This window comes from Dietzia psychralcaliphila (assembly GCF_003096095.1).
Classification (GTDB): Bacteria; Actinomycetota; Actinomycetes; order Mycobacteriales; family Mycobacteriaceae; genus Dietzia; species Dietzia psychralcaliphila.
The window spans coordinates 3,076,351-3,093,526 of record NZ_CP015453.1 but is presented as its reverse complement, the minus strand read 5'-3'; the positions used below and the strand labels follow the sequence as shown (position 1 = coordinate 3,093,526).

Annotated in this window: 17 protein-coding genes; 10 read left to right on the top strand and 7 right to left on the bottom strand. The window is 69.1% G+C overall.

The window, feature by feature from the left end:
* Positions 1-9 precede the first annotated feature (9 nt).
* Both A6048_RS14310 and A6048_RS14305 read right to left on the bottom strand, forming a co-directional pair.
* On the bottom strand, positions 10-189 hold the full coding sequence (locus tag A6048_RS14310) for a hypothetical protein (protein ID WP_107745708.1): 180 nt from the start codon (positions 187-189) through the stop codon (positions 10-12).
* Positions 179-1,204 carry a WXG100 family type VII secretion target gene (locus tag A6048_RS14305; protein ID WP_107745710.1) on the bottom strand — a complete coding sequence of 342 codons (1,026 nt, stop codon included), beginning with the start codon at positions 1,202-1,204 and terminating at the stop codon, positions 179-181. Before A6048_RS14305 ends, A6048_RS14310 begins: the two co-directional genes overlap by 11 nt.
* Positions 1,205-1,416: 212 nt before the next feature.
* On the opposite strand from A6048_RS14305, the gene A6048_RS14300 reads away from it, so the two are divergent.
* The gene (locus A6048_RS14300) at positions 1,417-2,274 is read left to right on the top strand and encodes a formate/nitrite transporter family protein (RefSeq protein ID WP_107745712.1); all 858 of its coding nucleotides are present in this window, start codon (positions 1,417-1,419) and stop codon (positions 2,272-2,274) included.
* A 60-nt stretch (positions 2,275-2,334) separates the two neighbouring features.
* On the top strand, positions 2,335-2,784 hold the full coding sequence (gene cynS, locus A6048_RS14295) for a cyanase (RefSeq protein WP_107745715.1): 450 nt from the start codon (positions 2,335-2,337) through the stop codon (positions 2,782-2,784).
* A 142-nt stretch (positions 2,785-2,926) separates the two neighbouring features.
* On the opposite strand, the gene A6048_RS14290 is transcribed toward cynS, so the two are convergent.
* Together A6048_RS14290 and A6048_RS14285 are read right to left on the bottom strand one after the other, a co-directional pair.
* Positions 2,927-4,018, bottom strand: a complete 1,092-nt coding sequence (locus A6048_RS14290; protein WP_107745717.1) for an NAD(P)H-dependent amine dehydrogenase family protein — start codon at positions 4,016-4,018, stop codon at positions 2,927-2,929.
* A gap of 8 nt (positions 4,019-4,026) precedes the next feature.
* A complete protein-coding gene (locus A6048_RS14285) occupies positions 4,027-5,028 on the bottom strand; it encodes a Rieske 2Fe-2S domain-containing protein (RefSeq protein ID WP_107745719.1) in 1,002 nt (333 codons plus the stop codon).
* A gap of 92 nt (positions 5,029-5,120) precedes the next feature.
* Between A6048_RS14285 and A6048_RS14280 the strand changes: the two genes are divergently transcribed.
* The gene (locus A6048_RS14280; protein ID WP_107745721.1) at positions 5,121-5,891 is read left to right on the top strand and encodes a TetR/AcrR family transcriptional regulator; all 771 of its coding nucleotides are present in this window, start codon (positions 5,121-5,123) and stop codon (positions 5,889-5,891) included.
* A 15-nt stretch (positions 5,892-5,906) separates the two neighbouring features.
* On the opposite strand, the gene A6048_RS14275 is transcribed toward A6048_RS14280, so the two are convergent.
* Together A6048_RS14275 and A6048_RS14270 are read right to left on the bottom strand one after the other, a co-directional pair.
* A complete protein-coding gene (locus A6048_RS14275) occupies positions 5,907-6,416 on the bottom strand; it encodes an SRPBCC family protein (RefSeq protein WP_107745723.1) in 510 nt (169 codons plus the stop codon).
* 57 nt (positions 6,417-6,473) lie between these two features.
* A complete protein-coding gene (locus A6048_RS14270) occupies positions 6,474-7,310 on the bottom strand; it encodes an SDR family oxidoreductase (RefSeq protein ID WP_107745725.1) in 837 nt (278 codons plus the stop codon).
* A gap of 145 nt (positions 7,311-7,455) precedes the next feature.
* Between A6048_RS14270 and resB the strand changes: the two genes are divergently transcribed.
* Positions 7,456-9,147: a cytochrome c biogenesis protein ResB gene (gene resB, locus A6048_RS14265; protein ID WP_107746609.1), complete on the top strand. Its 1,692-nt coding sequence runs from the start codon at positions 7,456-7,458 to the stop codon at positions 9,145-9,147.
* Positions 9,144-10,157, top strand: coding sequence for a c-type cytochrome biogenesis protein CcsB (ccsB, locus tag A6048_RS14260; protein WP_107745727.1), 1,014 nt, complete (start codon positions 9,144-9,146; stop codon positions 10,155-10,157). Before resB ends, ccsB begins: the two co-directional genes overlap by 4 nt.
* 176 nt (positions 10,158-10,333) lie before the next feature.
* Here the strand turns inward: ccsB and A6048_RS14255 are convergent, their stop codons facing one another.
* A complete protein-coding gene (locus A6048_RS14255) occupies positions 10,334-10,879 on the bottom strand; it encodes a hypothetical protein (RefSeq protein ID WP_107745729.1) in 546 nt (181 codons plus the stop codon).
* A gap of 368 nt (positions 10,880-11,247) precedes the next feature.
* Here A6048_RS14255 and A6048_RS14250 point away from each other — a divergent pair, with 368 nt between their 5' ends.
* From A6048_RS14250 to A6048_RS14230, 5 genes are all read left to right on the top strand, one after another.
* Entirely contained in the window at positions 11,248-11,979 is a 732-nt protein-coding gene (locus A6048_RS14250; RefSeq protein WP_200837399.1) for a response regulator transcription factor, read from the top strand.
* Positions 11,979-13,499 carry a sensor histidine kinase gene (locus tag A6048_RS14245; RefSeq protein WP_211310050.1) on the top strand — a complete coding sequence of 507 codons (1,521 nt, stop codon included), beginning with the start codon at positions 11,979-11,981 and terminating at the stop codon, positions 13,497-13,499. Before A6048_RS14250 ends, A6048_RS14245 begins: the two co-directional genes overlap by 1 nt.
* A gap of 288 nt (positions 13,500-13,787) precedes the next feature.
* A complete protein-coding gene (locus tag A6048_RS14240; RefSeq protein WP_107745731.1) occupies positions 13,788-14,567 on the top strand; it encodes a polyphosphate polymerase domain-containing protein in 780 nt (259 codons plus the stop codon).
* Between the two features lie 79 nt (positions 14,568-14,646).
* Positions 14,647-15,324 carry a DUF4956 domain-containing protein gene (locus A6048_RS14235; RefSeq protein WP_107745733.1) on the top strand — a complete coding sequence of 226 codons (678 nt, stop codon included), beginning with the start codon at positions 14,647-14,649 and terminating at the stop codon, positions 15,322-15,324.
* Positions 15,324-17,174, top strand: coding sequence for a CotH kinase family protein (locus tag A6048_RS14230; RefSeq protein WP_107745735.1), 1,851 nt, complete (start codon positions 15,324-15,326; stop codon positions 17,172-17,174). The genes A6048_RS14235 and A6048_RS14230 overlap by 1 nt, the downstream gene beginning before the upstream one ends.
* Positions 17,175-17,176 lie beyond the last annotated feature (2 nt).

Genomic DNA, 17,176 nt, shown 5'->3' with positions numbered 1-17,176 from the left:
GCCGCGCCGCTACTCGACGAGCACCGTCCAGACCAGGCCAACGACAACCAGCGCGATCCCCAGGAGGAACTGCGTCCGGTTCTGTATGTCGTGCCACAGGATCGCCACGAAGCGCTGCTTGATGTCCTCCAGTCGCGAGAACGGCTGATCGTCGCCCTCGGGCGGGTGCTCCTCAGGCTCAGTTGCCATGCTGGGCCTCCTCTGTGTCTGTGTCTGTGTCTGCGTCTGTGTCGGGGCCGGAGTCGTCGACAAGGGCATCGTGAACCGCGCCGCCAGCCTCCTGCCCCGCCCACGCGCCAACTACCGCTCCGATCCCGGCCCCCACCAACGTGCCGGCAGGGCCGAGGACCGACCCCGCGGCGGCTCCAGCCAGGGCTCCGCCCGCCATCCCGCCGCCGAGCGCCCCACCGGTCTCGAGAATCGCCTCCCCAGCCGACGTCTCCCCGTTGGCGTACCCCTCGACGCCCTCGTACACCGTGAACCCCCCGCCCACGGGCCCGGCGAGCCGGCCGAGTCCCCGGAGGAGTCCGGCGCTGCGCCGCCCCGCCTCCTCGGGCATCGGATCGAGCGTGTGTCTGCCCCTGGTGTCGGGGTCGTACTCATCCGCGAGCGCGGGCGCCCAACCCTCCACAGCCCCGGTGGCCGCTGTGGTGGCGATCCCCGGAATCGCCGCATCCGGCCCCGGGATCGGCTCCCGGTCCACGTCCGACGGCATGGCCCGCTGCACCATCTCGGCGACAGCGTCGATCTCCCGGCCGTAATGCTGATCCAACGACCCCACGGTGTCCAGGGCCAGTCCGAGCGCCTCCACATGTCCGTCGACGACGTCCTGGGTGATCTCGTCGCGGCCGGGAGCCGGGCCCACGGAGTCCTCGCCCACCACGAGCCCGGCGGCCTCGGCGGCGGCGATCCGATCGCGAAGCGACTGCACTGCCGGCCCCACCGCAGCGGCAGCTCGGGAGAGGGTGTCAGAGAGATCCTCGAGACCGTGTGTGAGCTTGGTGACGTGCACCTTCTCGCCCTCGGCAGCGTCCAGAACCGCATCAGCGGAGATGCCGTCCCAGCCCTCGTCCAGTTCTGAGCGGCCGGCAGCGAGGATCGCCCGCGCCTCCGTGGCATTCGCGTGCCGCTCGGTCACGGCCGAGCTCGCCGTCGTCACACCCCCGGCATCCCACCGCCTCACCTGGCCGATCGTGTAGCTCACGCCGATCCTCTCTCGCGCGCCGTCACAGTGTCTGACGGCCGACGAGGGCGGTTCGGTTCCACCAGCAAGCGATCTCTCACCTCACCGTGCGACCGACGCGAGGTGAGGGCTCGGTTACCGATGTGGAGTGCGGAGTAACGACCGCGTCACAAAGCACGGTCACACTCTCTTCGGTACGCCCACACGCCCACCGCACAGCTGGAGGCAACGAAGTGTCCTACGTCCAACCCTCGGACTTCACCCGCGCGATGATCGACGCCGGGGCGAGCAAGGTCCGCATGTCCACCCGAGACACTCTAATCCGCAGCTTCATGGCGGGCGCCATCCTGGGCCTGGCCGCCGCGTTTGCCATCACCGTCACGGTCCAGACCGGCAGCGCGCTCCTCGGAGCGGTGCTCTTCCCCGTCGGCTTCATCCTCCTGTACCTGCTGGGCTTCGATCTGCTCACCGGAGTGTTCACGCTCGTGCCGCTCGCCCTGCTCGACAAACGCAAAGGGGTGACGGTGAAGGGGATGCTTCGGAATTGGGGCCTGGTCTTTCTGGGGAACTTCGCCGGCGCCCTCACCGTGGCATTCCTCATGGCCTTCATCACCACGTACGGATTCAACATCGCGCCCGACGAGGTCGGTCAGCGTCTGGGCGAGATCGGCGAATCCCGGACCCTGGGCTACGCCGAGCACGGTGCGGCCGGGATGCTGACCCTGTTCTTCCGCGGTGTGCTGTGCAACTGGATGGTCTCGACGGGCGTAGTGGCCGCGATGATGTCCACGAGCGTGAGTGGCAAGGCGCTGACCATGTGGATGCCCGTGATGCTGTTCTTCTACATGGGATTCGAGCACTCGGTGGTCAACATGTTCCTGTTCCCGACCGGCCTGATGCTCGGCGGCGAATTCTCGCTGACCGACTACCTGGTGTGGAACGAGATCCCGACCGTCATCGGCAACCTCGTCGGCGGACTCTGCTTCGTGGGCCTGACCCTCTACGTCACCCACGCCCGGACCAAGGCGCAGCGACCGCTGCCGGAGGAGCCGGCCGAACCCGAGTCTGAGCGCGAGTCCGCTGCAGTCTGAGCGGCCCACCGCGAGCTCCGCCCACCGCTGCCTGACAACCACCGACCGAGAGGACCGGAAATGACACCGATCATGCCCAAGCACGACGCCGCCGCACACGTGGATTCCGCCCGCATCCGCCAGGGACGCACCTGGGCAGAACTGGCCGACCACCTGGGAGCGCCGCTGGTGTGGACGACCGCGGCACTGCTCGGTCAACACCCCATGACCGCCGAGCAGGCGCGCTCGGTGTGCGACCTCCTCGGGTTGGACGAGGCCGTGGCGGAGAGCCTCGCCCTGCAACCGAGCCGCGGCACACCACCCGAGGTGATGGCGGACCCGACGATCTACCGCTTCACCGAGGCGCTCTCGGTGTACGGGCCCGCGCTCAAGGCACTCATCCACGAGGAGTTCGGCGACGGGATCATGAGCGCGATCAACTTCACCGTCGACTTCGCGAGGCGGCCCGATCCTGACGGCGACCGGGTCGTGATCACGCTGGACGGCAAGTTCCTCGACTACCGCTGGTGACGGCCGCCGGCGGCGACCCGGCAGGACGCCGATCCGCCGCCGACGGCCGCCGGCGGCGACCCGGCAGGACGCCAATCCGCCGCCGACGGCCCTGAGGCGCCACAGCCCGGTCCGCCGCCGGCCCTGAGGCGCCCCCGGACCGCTACCTGACGAACCTGCCGGCGAACGACCGGAGCGGCAGATCGGCGCTGGTGACGACCCCGGCGGGCGCGGCGATGACCGACCTGATGGAGTTCAGCGCCGGCAGTCCCGTCACCGTCATGCCGATGGACGCGAAGTCCTCGGGGTCGGAGAGATCGACGCCGGGGGCGGGGAAGATCATGTGCTTGTTGTAGATCTGCGGATCGCCCTTGATCATCGTGATGTAGCACCCCTTGATGTCCCACTTGGGCTCGGTGAGCGGGGTCATCTGCCACTCGAGGTGGGTCTCGATCCGCGACACCCCGTCGACCATCCCCAGGTACTTGATGTAGCTCCCGCCGAGGGATCCCGCGGGTAGCTGGTACCAACCCAGGTCCACGTCCTCGGTGCAGGCGCCCAGCTCGCAGTCGAACACCACCTCGTCCAGCTCCAGGTCGAACGCGTCGGCCATCATGTACACCGAGTCGGCGAACACCTCGGTGTACTTCCGCAGCATCCCCGGCAGTTCCGGGTCGTCGACGGGCCTGCCGTAGCCGACCTCTTTCCACGTGTCGGCGGAGTGGTGGCAGGAAACGTCCACGGACTCGATCGTCGTGACGTTCTCGATGTCGGCCACGTCGGCCGAGGCGACGACGCCCAGGATCTGGTTGAGGCCCGGGTTCATCCCCGTGCCGTAGAAGGTCACTCCACCGGATTTCGCGGCCTCGTCCAGGATGTCCTTCCACGATCGGCCGGACGGGTGCGGATGGTTGAGGTCGCGGTGGTGGCCGGTGATCCAGTCGGCGGTGGTGACGACGTTGATGCCGGCCTCGAGGACCTGCAGGTAGAGCTCCTCATCAGGAAAGACGCCGTGGAATGTGAGCACGTCCGGACGTGCCGCGATGATCTCCTCGACGGTGCCTGTCGCGAGGATCCCGACCGGCGCGATGCCGGCGAGCTCGCCCACGTCGCGGCCGACCTTCGCGGGCGAGTAGCAGTGGACGCCCACGAGTTCGAGGTCCGGGTGCGTGCCGATCCGTTTGATCATCTCGCTGCCGACGTTGCCGGTGGCGACCTGGAACACGCGGGCGGGCCTACTGGTTCTGCTGGTCATCTGAGGTGTCACCTTTCGAGAAGTGAATTGTCGGGATAGAACTGTGTGGCCCATTTCCGCAGCGCGGTGAACCCCTCGTATTCGCCGGGAGCGAGCGCGGCGGGGTCGGAGTACTTCTGGTACTTCCAGATGGCGAGGTCGGCCTCGAACTGCTCGATCACGGCGTGGCCGTGTGTGGCTGCGCGCTCGGCGGATTCGTCGTCGTCCAGGTCTTTTCGGCGACGGATCCAGACGGAGAACCGGACGTCGGAGGTCTCGTCGTCGACCGGGGTGACGCATGTGGCCGTGCGGTTGTCGACCATCCCGTGACTGCGGGTGACGGCGACTCCCAGCCCGCCGTTGATGGCCTCGACTCCGCTGTCGACCTCCTCGATCGACCCCGGAGAGCCCTCGAACGCGATGGTGAAGTCGACATACGAGACCGGTCCGTCGAAGTCCTGTCGGGTGAAGACCGGGATGATCGGCACCTTGTGGACAAACTCGAAGTGCGCGAAGTCGACGCCGTTCTCCATGACGTACTGCGCATGGAGTTGCAGTCGCTCCTCGTAGAGCGTGGTCCGCGGGTGGCACGGGTGGTAGTCCTCGGCGCTCGTACTGTCGTCCCAGCTGGTGAAGACGTCGGGGACGTCGAAGTACGGATCCCGGCCCTCCAGGTCGTGCCAGATGTAGATCGACTCGTTCCGCTCGACCATCGGATAGGTCGTGATCTTGCGACCGATGTTCGGACGGTCCGCGTAGGGGATGGCGGTGTTGCGCCCGTCTGAGTTCCACTGCCATCCGTGGAAGGGGCACTGGATGGTCTCGCCGACAACGGTGCCGCCGTGGCCGAGGTGGGCGCCGAGGTGTTTGCAGTACGCGTCCATCACGGTGACCTGGCCGGATCTGCTCCGCCAGGCCACCAGGTCCTCCCCGAACGCTCGGACCCGGTGGACGTGGCCGACGGGGATCTCGGCCGACCACGCCACCTGGAACCAGCCGGTCGGCTTCATGGGGAGCGGGGGTTTCGGCATCGCCAGACTCCATTCTCTGCCCTAAGAGCACAAGGTGTGAACCGCCACCTGAGAAAAACAGAATGGCGATTCTGCGAAGGTAGCATCGAGGTGTGGAGGCCACAAGGAGTACGACGACGACGAGGACCGGTGAGCGTGAACAGCCGGCTCGGGGCGGTGCAGACGGCGGAGAAGCAGGCGGTGCGACAGGCGCGGCAGGGGGTGCGCAGCCGGGGCGGGGCGATACGCGAGGCGGTGCGGCTGGCGCGAGCCCCCGTGAGGAGAAGCTCCGCGGGTACCGGCATCAGATCATCCACGCCGCGGAACGGGAGTTCGGGAAAGCCGGGTTCGCCGCCACGCCGATGAACGCGATCGCGGCCACCGCCGGGTTGTCGCTGGCCACCGTGTACAAGTCCTTCTCCGGCAAGGCGGAGATCTGGGACGCTCTGCATCGCACGCGGATGGACGCCCTGCTGGAGGTCGTCAACGAGACCGACACCGGGGAGCCGGGTCTCGAGCGCCTGCTCACGGGTCTGCGACGTGTGTTCCTCTTCCTCGCGGAGCAGACCGCCTATCTCGACATGAATCTCCGCGCCGGCGGGGGGTGGGCGAGCAGCACGGAGGGCGCCCACGGAATCCAGCGCACGGTGTGGAGCTCCGGGTTGGAGGTGATCGCCGCAGGCATGCAGGCCGCGGCGGACCGGGGGGAGCTCGCCGGACTCGATCCGCGCATCGCCGCGGGGATGGCGATCTCCGCGCTCCAGGTCTGGCTGTCCGAGTGGGTGGCGTCGGGTCGCGTGGACGACCCGGAGGTGCTGGTCGACGACATGACGCGGCGGCTGCGTCTCATGCTGACGACCGCCGACGCAGGCGCGACCACCTGAGGCGGCCGCCCGAATTCAGCGAGTCGCGCCCGGGTACCTCTGGGCCGCCAGGGCACTGAGCCGCCGCAGGAACTGGCGGAAGAGCAGGTTCATCACCGGCCGGACCGCGGAGATCGACAGGTTGGTCGCCGCGTTCCCGTGCATCGCCAGCGTCCAGGTGAGGCGGCAGCCGCTGTCGGTGGGCTCGATGTCGTCGGCCTCGGCGAAGGCGTGGATTCCCTTGGTGGAGCTGGCGTTGAACCGGAAGGCCATCCGGCGCTCCGGCTCCCACGCCAGGAACTCCTCCTCGCCGACCAGGCCGCCGAGCATGTGGACGGTGCGGGTGGTGCCCACGCCGTAGGGGGGCTGGCTGGTCCAAGCCACCTTGGTGATCACACCCGCCCATCGCGGCCACGAGTCGGCGTCCTCGAAGATCTCGAACAATTGCCGTGGCGAGGCGGGGATCGCCACGCTGTTGGCGAAGCGGAACCGGGCGGTGTCGGTGTACGTCACGTCCACCGGTTCACAGGGGTGCATGGTCGGCATCGCCGTTCCTCTCGTCTGACTTCGGGGACCCGTGCGTGCGGTTACTCCCGGACATGCCTACTCCTCGGCCACGACTCCGCGAAGGCCGTCGGCGCCGAAGAGCGGCTCCAGCATCGGGGAGAAGTCGGGTCCCCGGCGCAGCATCTGCCCGCCGTCGACGTTGATCACCTGCCCGGTGATCCACTCCGACTCGTCGGCCAGGAGGAAGGTCGCGAGGTTGGCCACGTCGCCGACCCGGCCGATCCGGGGCAGCGGCGTGCTGACCCGGTAGTCCTCCGCAAGGGCCGGGTCAGCGAGGACCGGGGCCACCAGCTCGGTCTCGATGAGCCCCGGCCGGATGCCGTTGACCCGCACCCGGCTCGCCCCGAGCTCGTCCGCGCCCAGTCGGACGAGGTGGTCCACCGCGGATTTGGTCACGCCGTAGGCGCCGAACCAGCGGTGGGTGTTGCTGGCGGCGATCGACGAGATGGCCACGAACGACCCGCCGCCCCGCGAGACCAGGGCGCGTGCCGAGTGTTTGAGCGTGTACATCATGCCGTTGATGTTGAGGTCGACAGTCCGCTTCCAGGCCTCGGTGTCGGTCTGGGTGAGGGGCCCGATCGTCTCGCTGCCCCCGGCGCAGGCCACCACGCCGTCGAGTCCGCCGCCGTGCTCCACGGCCGCCGCGACGGCGCTGCTCACCTGGTCCTCGTCCGTCACATCGGCGGGGTGCGCGCGGACCGCGTCCGGGCGTCCGGTGGCCTCGCCGATGCGCCGCGCGGTCTCGGTCAGTCGCCCGGAGTCCCGTCCGATGATGGTGACCAGCGCACCGCGACGCGCCAGCTCCTCGGTCACTCCCGCTCCGATTCCACTCCCACCACCGGTGACGAGAACTGATCTGCCCTGGAGGTCCATGTCCCCGAGGGTAGAACACGTTCTCATCCATCGCGTCGGATCGGCGGGCCCAGACCTCACAGAAACCGCTCAGGAGGCCCCGACTAGCCTGGGTCGAAATCGGCGCCGCGACAGGTCGGCGCGCCGCGAACCGCAGATGGACCCCATGTCAGAGCCCAGAACCGCCGCCTCCCGCTCCCCGCTGGCAGGCGTTACCGCTTTCCTGCGCAACTCGTGGCGCACCCTCACCGCCATGCGTACGGCGTTGATCCTGTTGTTCCTGCTCGCCGTGGCGGCGATTCCGGGTGCGCTCCTGCCCCAGCGCAGCCTCAATGAGGGCAACGTCAACGAGTACATCGCCGAGACCGGCTGGCTGGGCGAGCTCTACGACCGTCTGCAGCTGTTCGACGTCTTCTCCAGCCTGTGGTTCACCGCCATCTACGTGCTGCTGTTCATCTCGCTGATCGGCTGCCTCACCCCGCGCTGCTTCGAGCTGGTCAGGCAACTGCGCACGCCCCCGCCGCTCACGCCCCGCAACCTCGCGCGCCTGCCCCACCACGCCGCGTACCGCACCACCGCCTCTCCCGAGCAGGCCGCCGAGCAGGTCCAGTCCCAGCTCAAGGGCTGGCGGGTGCGGCGGAACAACGGCGACGGCCGCGTCCCCGGCACCATCGAGCTCTCCTCCGAGCGCGGTTACACGCGCGAAGTGGGCAACATCGTCTTCCACTTCGGCCTTCTGGCGCTGCTCATCATGTTCGCGGCCGGCAAGTTCGTCTACGCCGAGGGCATGCGGGTGATCGTCGCCAACGCCGAGTCGCCGGCCTTCTGCAACACCACCCCCAGCGCCTACGACACGTTCCGTGCGGGCCTGCTGGTCGACGGCACGGATCTCGAGCAGTTCTGCATCAAGATCGAGGACTTCCGCGCCGACTACCTGCCCAACGGCCAGGCCGAGATGTTCACCTCCAACGTGCGCTTCACCGAGGAGGTCTCGACCACCGATCCGCAGACGTGGGAGCCGTACGAGATGCGGGTCAACCACCCGCTGCGCATCGGCTCCACCCGCGTCTACCTGCAGGGTCACGGCTTCGCGCCGACGTTCACGGTGACGTTCCCCAACGGCGAGACCCGCACGGACACCCAGCACTGGCAGCCCACCGAGCTGCAGACCTTCTTGTCGTCGGGCATCATGCGCTTCGACCCGCCGGCCGGCCTGTACCCGGACCTGGCCGAGCGTCGCACGCAGCAGATCGCCGTGCAGGGACTGTTCGCCCCCACCGCGTCGTTCGACGGCACCATCCTGAGCTCGCGGTTCCCGCGCATGGACGACCCGGCGGTGGCGATCGACGTCTACCAGGGCGACGCTGGCCTCGACACCGGCCGCCCGCAGTCGGTCTTCTCGCTGGACTCGGACCTCATCGAGACGGGCGTCCTCGAGCGCCAGGCGCGCGTCAATCTCTTCCCCGGCGAGTCCACCACCCTCCCCGACGGCACCGAGGTCCGGTTCGACGGCGCGGAGGAGTTCATCAACATCCAGGTCTCCGAGGACCCCACGCAGATCTGGGTGGGTGTCTCGGCCGCGGTGATGATGGCCGGGCTGGTGTTGAGCCTGATGGTGCGGCGCCGCAGGATCTGGGCGCGCGTGACCGTCGACGACGACGGGGTGACCCGAGTCGACCTGGGAGGCCTCGCCAAGACCGACCGATCGGGCTGGGGCTCGGAGTTCGACGAGCTCCGGGACCGGCTGGTCGCCGCGGCGGCCGTCACACCCGTCTTGCCCGAGAGTCCTGACTCGGGACACACTGCAACCAGTCGCGGCACCGCCGGCGACGCTCCGCGGAAGGACGACACCCGGTGAACACTCTGCTACTCGCCCAGGGCCTGCCCATCGACGAGACGCTCTCGACATACAGCGACCTGGCGTTTCGCACCTCGTTCGGCATCTATGTCCTGGCGCTGATCGCCTCCCTGATCTACTACGCGGGATTCCGCGTGGCCAAGGTCTCCGACCGCGAGTTGGTGGGCGCCGGCGGACCGGGGCTGACCGGGTCGGGGCTGACCGAGTCCACCTCGCTGACCGACACCGGTGACGAGAACCGGGCCTCGGCGGGCAGCATGCGGTGGGCGCGGATCGCGCACCTGTTCGTGATCGTCGGGTTCGTCTTCCAGGCCACCGCCCTGGTGCTGCGTGGGCTGGCCACGGACCGGTTCCCGTGGGGGAACATGTACGAGTTCATCCTGGGCACCACGCTGCTGGCCATGGGCGCGGGGCTGATCCTGCTGCGCAAGCCAGCCCTCCAGGTGGTGTGGCCGTTCATGCTGGTGCCGGTGCTGGTGCTGCTGTTCTTCGGCGGGACGCACCTGTACTCGGACGCCGCTCCGGTGGTGCCCGCACTGCGCTCGTACTGGCTGCCGATCCACGTGTCGATCATCGCGCTGGGTTCGGGCATCCTGCTCATCCCCGGCGTGGTCTCGATCATGTACCTGCTGCGCGTCTGGCAGCCGCAGGGTCAGGAGAAGGGCTGGGCTGCGCCCCTGACCCGGCCGTTGCCCGCGGCCGAGACGCTCGACCGGCTGGCGTACCGCACCACGGTGATCGGCTTCCCGATCTTCGGCGTGGGCATCCTGCTGGGCGCGGTCTGGGCGGAGAGCGCGTGGGGTCGCTTCTGGGGCTGGGATCCCAAGGAGACGGCGTCCTTCATCTCCTGGGTGCTCTACGCCGGGTACCTGCACGCCCGCGCGACCAGCGGCTGGGGCCCCAAGAAGGCGGCGTGGATCAACATCGCCGGGTTCGCGGTGCTGGTGTTCAACCTGTTCTTCATCAACATCGTGGTCTCGGGCCTGCACTCCTACGCCGGCCTGAACTGACCCCGCCCCGCCGGACCGAATCGTCTCTCCCTCGCACATGTATCGAACGAATACCTCACGCAGTTCCCGTGGCAACAACTTCGGCATAGCAACGCTCCTTCAGCGTTGCTTCGACTGTATGACTTCACCGGCTGAAATCCCTGCAGGATGTCCGCCAACGTGGGTGGTTGGGCCCCTCAGAGCTGCGCGAGCAGGTCCTTCCAGACGGGCTTCCAGTAGTCGATCGCCTCGGCTGAGTCGAGCTTGGTGTGCGTCAGCCCCACTGAGGACTTGCCGTTCTTCTTGTCGCTGAAGTTCAGGGCCACGCGCGTGCCGTCGGCCAGCGGGACCCGCCAGTAGCGCCACTTCTCGCTGCTCGACGTGGCCGCGGGGGACTCGACCTCCACGCCGCCGAACTCCTCGCGGGCGCCGGCGAGCTCCACCCATGCCTGTAGTGCCGCGTCCATGTCGCCGGTGACGGTCCGCGAGGTGGACAGCTGGAAGTCGCCGGTGCACGACTGGCCCGGAACCCGCAGGCCGGCGTGCTGCTCGTAGGCGATGGCCGTGCCCTGGGCCCACCATTCGGCCCGCTCGACCGACTCCGGCATCAGCTCGAGCGCCAACTTGGCGATCGCCGTGTGCGCCATCTCCCGCGCCCCGGCCTGCTCGAGCCTCTCGACCCAGTCGTCCCACGATCGGCCGGTGGCGGAGACGATTGCAGAAGTATTGGAGGGCTTCGTCATCCCCTCATGCTGCCCCAGCGGGGCGCGTGCGGTCGTCGGTTCCGCGCGCAGCCGCTCCAAAGAGTGTGCTGACCTGCGGTGCCCTGCACCCCCTACGCAGGGTAGCCCAGGTCAAGCGGGGTTCCCGAGCGCGAGGAAGGACCACGACCAGCGCCAGGACCCCGACCAGCGCCAGGACCACGACCAGGACCAGAGCCAGGACCACGACCAGAACAGAGACCACGACGACGACGAGTTCCGCCGCCGCGACACGATGTCATCCACCCGCTGGACCCACCGTGCAGGCGCCAGCGACTGCGGCTCCCACCCAGGCTCCCAGCCAACTGCCAGCGAACTGCCGGGGAACCGCCACGATCGCTCGGCATACTGTGCACGTGAACGCCGCAGCGAGAATCGCCACCGACCGGACGCCCGAGGCCCGAGTCCTGGTGGTCGACGACGAGGAGAGCATCGTCGAGCTGCTGTCGGTCTCCCTGCGATTCCAGGGTTTCGAGGTCGAGACCGCCAGCACCGGTGCCGAGGCGATCGACAAGGCGCGCAGCTTCCGCCCCGACGCGGTGATCCTGGACGTGATGATGCCGGTCATGGACGGCTTCGACGCGGTCAAGCGGCTGCGCGCGGACGGCTGTGACGCGCCGGTGCTGTTCCTCACCGCGCGGGACGCCGTGGCCGACCGGGTCGCCGGGCTCACCCTGGGGGCCGACGACTACGTGACCAAGCCGTTCAGCCTCGAGGAGGTGGTGGCACGGTTGCGCACGATCCTGCGTCGCTCGGGCACGCTGTCCGGGGCCGAGCGCAGCTCGCGGCTGACCTACGCCGACCTGGAACTCGACGAGGACAGTCACGAGGTCCACAAGGCGGGCCGGCCCGTCGCGCTCTCGCCCACCGAGTTCACCCTGCTGCGGTATCTGATGGTCAACGCCGGGACGGTGCTGTCCAAGGCGCGCATCCTTGACCACGTGTGGGACTACGATTTCGGGGGCGACGGCGGGGTGGTCGAGTCCTACGTGTCGTACCTGCGCAAGAAGATCGACACCGGGGAGCCGCGGCTCATCCACACCATCCGCGGCGTCGGCTACGTTTTGCGCGAACCACGCTGATGCCCAGCTCGCCGGACCCGCTCGACTCGTCGTCGTCCCCCTCGTCAACCCCGGCCGCGCCCACCCCGCGGCGTCGCGCGGTCCCGCTGCGGGTCAGTCTGGTCCTGCTCACCGTGGTCCTGACGGCCCTCGCGCTGCTGGTCTCGGGGGTCGCCGTCACCCGCGCGTTGGAGGCCTCGATGCTCGAGCGGACCGACGCCTCGCTGCTCCAGGCCGAGCGCGGGTGGGCCCGCCCGATGGGTGATCTGCCCGCCGAGGTGCCGCCCCCGCCGCCGCGGGCGCCCGGTCCGGAGAGCCCGCCGAGCCGGTACTTCGTGCAGGTCAGGGATGCGAGCGGTGCGGTCGCCGTCCAGATCAACGACGAGGACTCCGCGCCTGACCTGGACTCGCTGGACCCGGATACCCCGACGACCGTCCCATCGACTGGGGACGGTTCGACCTCCTGGCGGGCTCTGCGGTTCGACGGCCCGGGCGGGGAGAGCGTGACGGTCGCGATCCCGCTGACCGAGAACCGGGCCGTGGTCCAGCGGCTGGTCTACCTGCAGGTGGGCATCGGGATCGTGGTCCTGGCGCTGCTCGCGCTGGCCGCCTACGCGACCGTGCACCGGAGCCTGCGGCCACTGCGGGAGGTGGAGCGGACGGCGGCTGCGATCGCGGGCGGCGACCTGTCCCGCCGGGTGCCGGAGCGCGATCCGAGAACGGAGGTCGGGACGCTGGCCGCCGCGGTCAATGCCATGCTCTCCCGCATCCAGACCTCGATGGCCGACGCCGCCGAGGCCGAGGACGCGGCCCGGTCGTCCGCCGAGGCAGCCCAAGAGTCGGAGGCCAACGCGGTGCGGTCCGAGGCGGCGATGCGCCGGTTCGTCGCCGACGCCGGTCACGACCTCCGCACCCCCCTGACGACGATCCGCGGGTTCGCCGAGCTGCACCGGCAGGGCGCCTCGGGCGACACGGACAGGCTGATGCGGCGCATCGAGGCCGAGGCGCAGCGCATGGGCGTGATGGTGGAAGACCTGCTGACCCTGGCGCGGCTCGACGAGCAGAGGCCGCTAGCCCGCGAGCAGGTGGACCTGCTGGGGCTGGCCGCCGACGCGGTCCACGACGCGCGGCTCCTCGCCCCGGACCGGCGCATCGGGCTGGAGGTCATCGACGGGCCCGGCACACCGGAGGTGCTCGGCGACGACGCGCGACTGCGTCAGGTGCTGGGCAACCTGGTCGACAACGCCCTGGCCCACACCCCACCGGACGCCGACGTGACGGTGCGGGTGGGCACCCTCGGCGACGACGCGGTGCTCGAGGTGGCCGATCGCGGACCGGGGATGACGCCGGAGCAGGCCTCCCGCGCCTTCGAGCGCTTCTACCGGGCCGACACCTCCCGCACCAGCTCGACCGGGGGGAGCGGGCTCGGGCTGGCGATCGTGCGGTCACTCGTGGAGGCGCACGGCGGGTCGGCCAGCGTGGAGACCGCCGCCGGGCAGGGTGCGACGTTCCGAGTGCTGCTGCCGCGGGTGCAGGCCTGAGGGACGACGACGAGGCCCCGCAGCCGCACGAGGGCCCGCTCGCGCAACCGCGCGCGATCACTGCAGAAGCACACGACATTTCCTGAGCGTGTGCAGTCTTTGCGCGCGGCTGTGGGAGCGCGACTGCGAGAGAGCGCGAGCGGGCCCCCCGGGACTGGCAGGAACTTGCCAGCGTCACCGGAGCGACACCTCAGCGGCGCCGAATGTACTGACGGAGTCAACCCAGCGTTCACCGACTCCGCCGGCATCCGCCGACCGGCGTCGTGAGCGAGAGAGTGATCCGCGCCCATGGCATCGCCCACACAGAACGCACCCACGCCGCACGCCTTCAACCGCTACGAGATCAAGTACCTGATCGACGAGCTCGCGGTCCCCGCCCTCCGCGAGGAACTGGCCGCCCGGATGGACGGCGACCCGTACTCGCCCCACGGTGGCTACCCCGTGAGCTCCCTCTACTACGACACCCAGAACCTGTCGTTCTACTGGGAGAAGATCGAGGGCCTGCGCTTCCGCCGCAAGCTCCGGATGCGGCTCTACGGCGACCCGGCCGACTGCACCGACACCTCGACGGTCCACGTGGAGATCAAGCAGCGCGTCAACCGCGTCACGCAGAAGCGTCGGCTCGCACTGCCGTACGCCACCGCCCGCGACTGGCTGGACGACCGCCACCGCCCGGACTGCCCGCCCGAGCGGCAGGGGTACGTCAACGAGGTGAGCAACCTGGTCTCGACACTGGACCTGCGGCCCGTCGCCACCACCGGCTACCTGCGGGAGGCGTTCGTGGGTCGCGAGGCGGACACGGGCCTGCGCGTGACGATCGATCACCGCGTTCACGGCCGGGATCGTGACTTCCACTTCGCGTCCGGCGGCGAGAACCGGTTCATCATCCCGCCCAAGCTGGCGATCGTTGAGCTGAAGGCGAACGAGCGGGTGCCCTACTGGGCCACCGACCTCGCGGCCCGCCTCGACCTGAGCGTGGTCCGGATCTCCAAGTACTGCCGGTCCGTCGAGACGTTCGGCCTCGCGCCCCGCTCCCTGTACGGAGCCCCCGAACTCATGGCCACCTGACCGGCCCGCCCCGCCCCGGCTCGCGCGCACCGCGTCAGCCGTCCACTGCATCTGCACCCAGAGAAGAACCAGGACAGAAATGACCATCGATTTCCAGGACCTCAGCGGGACCTTCACCACCTTCGACGTGGCGATGTCGCTGACGTTGTCCTTCGTGCTCGCCTCGATCATCGGCTGGGTCTACCGGCGCACCCACCGCAACGTCTCCTACAGCCAGTCGTACGTGCAGACGCTGATCATCGTGGCGATGGTGATCGCGATGATCATGCTGGTGGTGGGCTCCAACATCGCCCGGGCCTTCGCGCTGGTGGGTGCGCTCTCGGTGGTCCGCTTCCGCAACGCCATCAAGGAGACCCGGGACGTCGGGTTCATCTTCCTGGTGATGGCCGTGGGCATGGCGGCCGGCACCCGCTTCTACCTGCTCGCCGCGGTGGCGACCGTGGGCATCTGCCTGGTGATCCTGCTCATGCACCGGTTCAACTGGTTCTCGCTGGACGTGCAGCGCCAGGTGGTCAAGGTGCAGGTGCCGCCCGGGCCCGAGTACCACGCGCTCGTCGAGGACGCGCTGGTGCGGCACTGTTCGGAGTTCGAGTTGGTCTCCACCGAATCCGCGCGCGGCGGGGCTCTGACCGAACTGAACTTCACGGCCCAACTCAAGAAGGGCAGCTCCTCCGCGGACCTCATCGCCGCCCTGAACGAGGTCAACTCCGGTCAGCGGGTCACCGTGTTGACCGGGTACGACCAGACGGACCTGTGATGACCGCCGATCCCGCGGGCGCCTCCGACCCGGCCGGCGCAGCCCGTTCCGCCGAGCCGGCCGACTCCACTGGCTCTGCCGATCCCGCTCCGCCGCGCCGCCGACTGCGGCACCGTCTGCCACTGTCGTTGCGCAAGCACTGGACGCTGCTCGCGGTGAGCGTGGTGGCGCTCCTCGTCGTCGTCGTGGCGTTGGGTGGCACCCGGATCCGGCCGTACATCACCGGCAATGTCGACGTGATCACCTCGTCGATCACGCAGAACGTGGAGGGAACGGTGCTGCTGTTCGACGACGAGGTGGCGCACCAGATTCATCTGGAGATCGACGACGTCGAATACGCCGAGATGATCGACGCGTTCGAGCGCAACGGCGACAAGGACTGGGTGACTGCCGATATGACGATCGACGGGGTGTTCCTGAACGACGTCGCCGTGCGCCTCAAGGGCAATTCGACCCTGATGGGTTTGCGGGGCGAGGGGCCGGGAGGCGAGGGTCCCGGAGGCGAGGGTCCCGGAGGCGAGGGGGGCGGCCGGCAGCCGGGGCCGCCCGGCATGGGACAGGGCGAAGGAATGCCCGAGCTGCCGGAAGGGTTCGAGCCGCCGGAAATGCCGGCCGGGATGCCCGAGATGCCGGAGGGGTTCGAGCCACCGGAGGTGCCGGCCGGGATGCCCGACGGCGCCCAGTTGCCGGAGATGCCGGCCGACATGGAGATGCCCGCGATGCCCGGGATGGACGCCGGGATCTCCGCCGACGACCCGACCTCGCTACCGCTGCTGATCAGCATCGACAAGAACCACCCGGGTCGGGCGTACCAGGGCATGACGGAACTGTCCGTCCGCCCGGGCACGCCCGTGCTCAACGAGGCGGTCGCGCTCGACCTCACCGCCGCCACCGGTCTGGCGTCCCAGCGCTACAGCTATAGCGAGTACTCGATTAACGACGACGACTCCACCACGCGACTCGTGCTGGAGCATCCCGACGACGGCTACGCCTCCACTGCCTTCGACGGCTCCGGCTACCTCTACAAAGCGGACGCCAACTCGAGGTTCGAGTACGTCGGCGACGACCAGTCGGACTATTCGGACCAGTTCACGCCGATCAATTCGCAGGGCGACGGCACCCTGCAGCCGATCATCGACCTGCTGCGCTGGGTGGACTCCGCCGACGACGAGGAGTTCGCCGCCGAGCTCGACCAGTGGGTTGACGTGGACTCGTTTGCCACCTACCTGGCCACGCAGAATTTGCTGTCCAACTTCGACGACATGGCGGGCCCGGGCCAGAACTATTACCTCTGGTACGACCTCGAGTCGACGAAGTTCACCGTGGTGTCCTGGGATCTGAACATGTCGATGAGCGGGGACACCGCCGCCGGGCCGGACGACACCGTCTCGATGGGCGGACCCGGAGGCGGCGGGCGGATGGCCGGTGGTCCGATGGGCGCGGTGCCCGACGGCGCTGCCGCAGATGGCGGCGTTCCTGCGGAAGGTGATGTTCCGATGGGCGGCGCTGCGCCGGAAGGCGAGCTGGCAGCGGGTCCCGGCGCCGGTCAGATGCCCGGTGGGCTTGATCAGGACGGGGAGCAGCGTCCCGGCGGGATGGCCGCGGGCCACCCGCTCAAGACCCGCTTCCTCGAGTCCGACGCCTTCACGGCGCTGTACGAGGAGAAGTACTGGGAGCTCTACGACACGGTCTACGTAAGCGGGCTCGCGGCGCAGACGCTCGAGAACGTCCGAGGATCATTCCCGGTGAGCGACGCGGTGGACCAGGCGACGCTCGACGAGGAGGCGGATGCGCTGCGCAGCTGGATCGAGCAGAGGACGGCGGCGCTGGCCGAGCAGCGGCCTGTCTGACG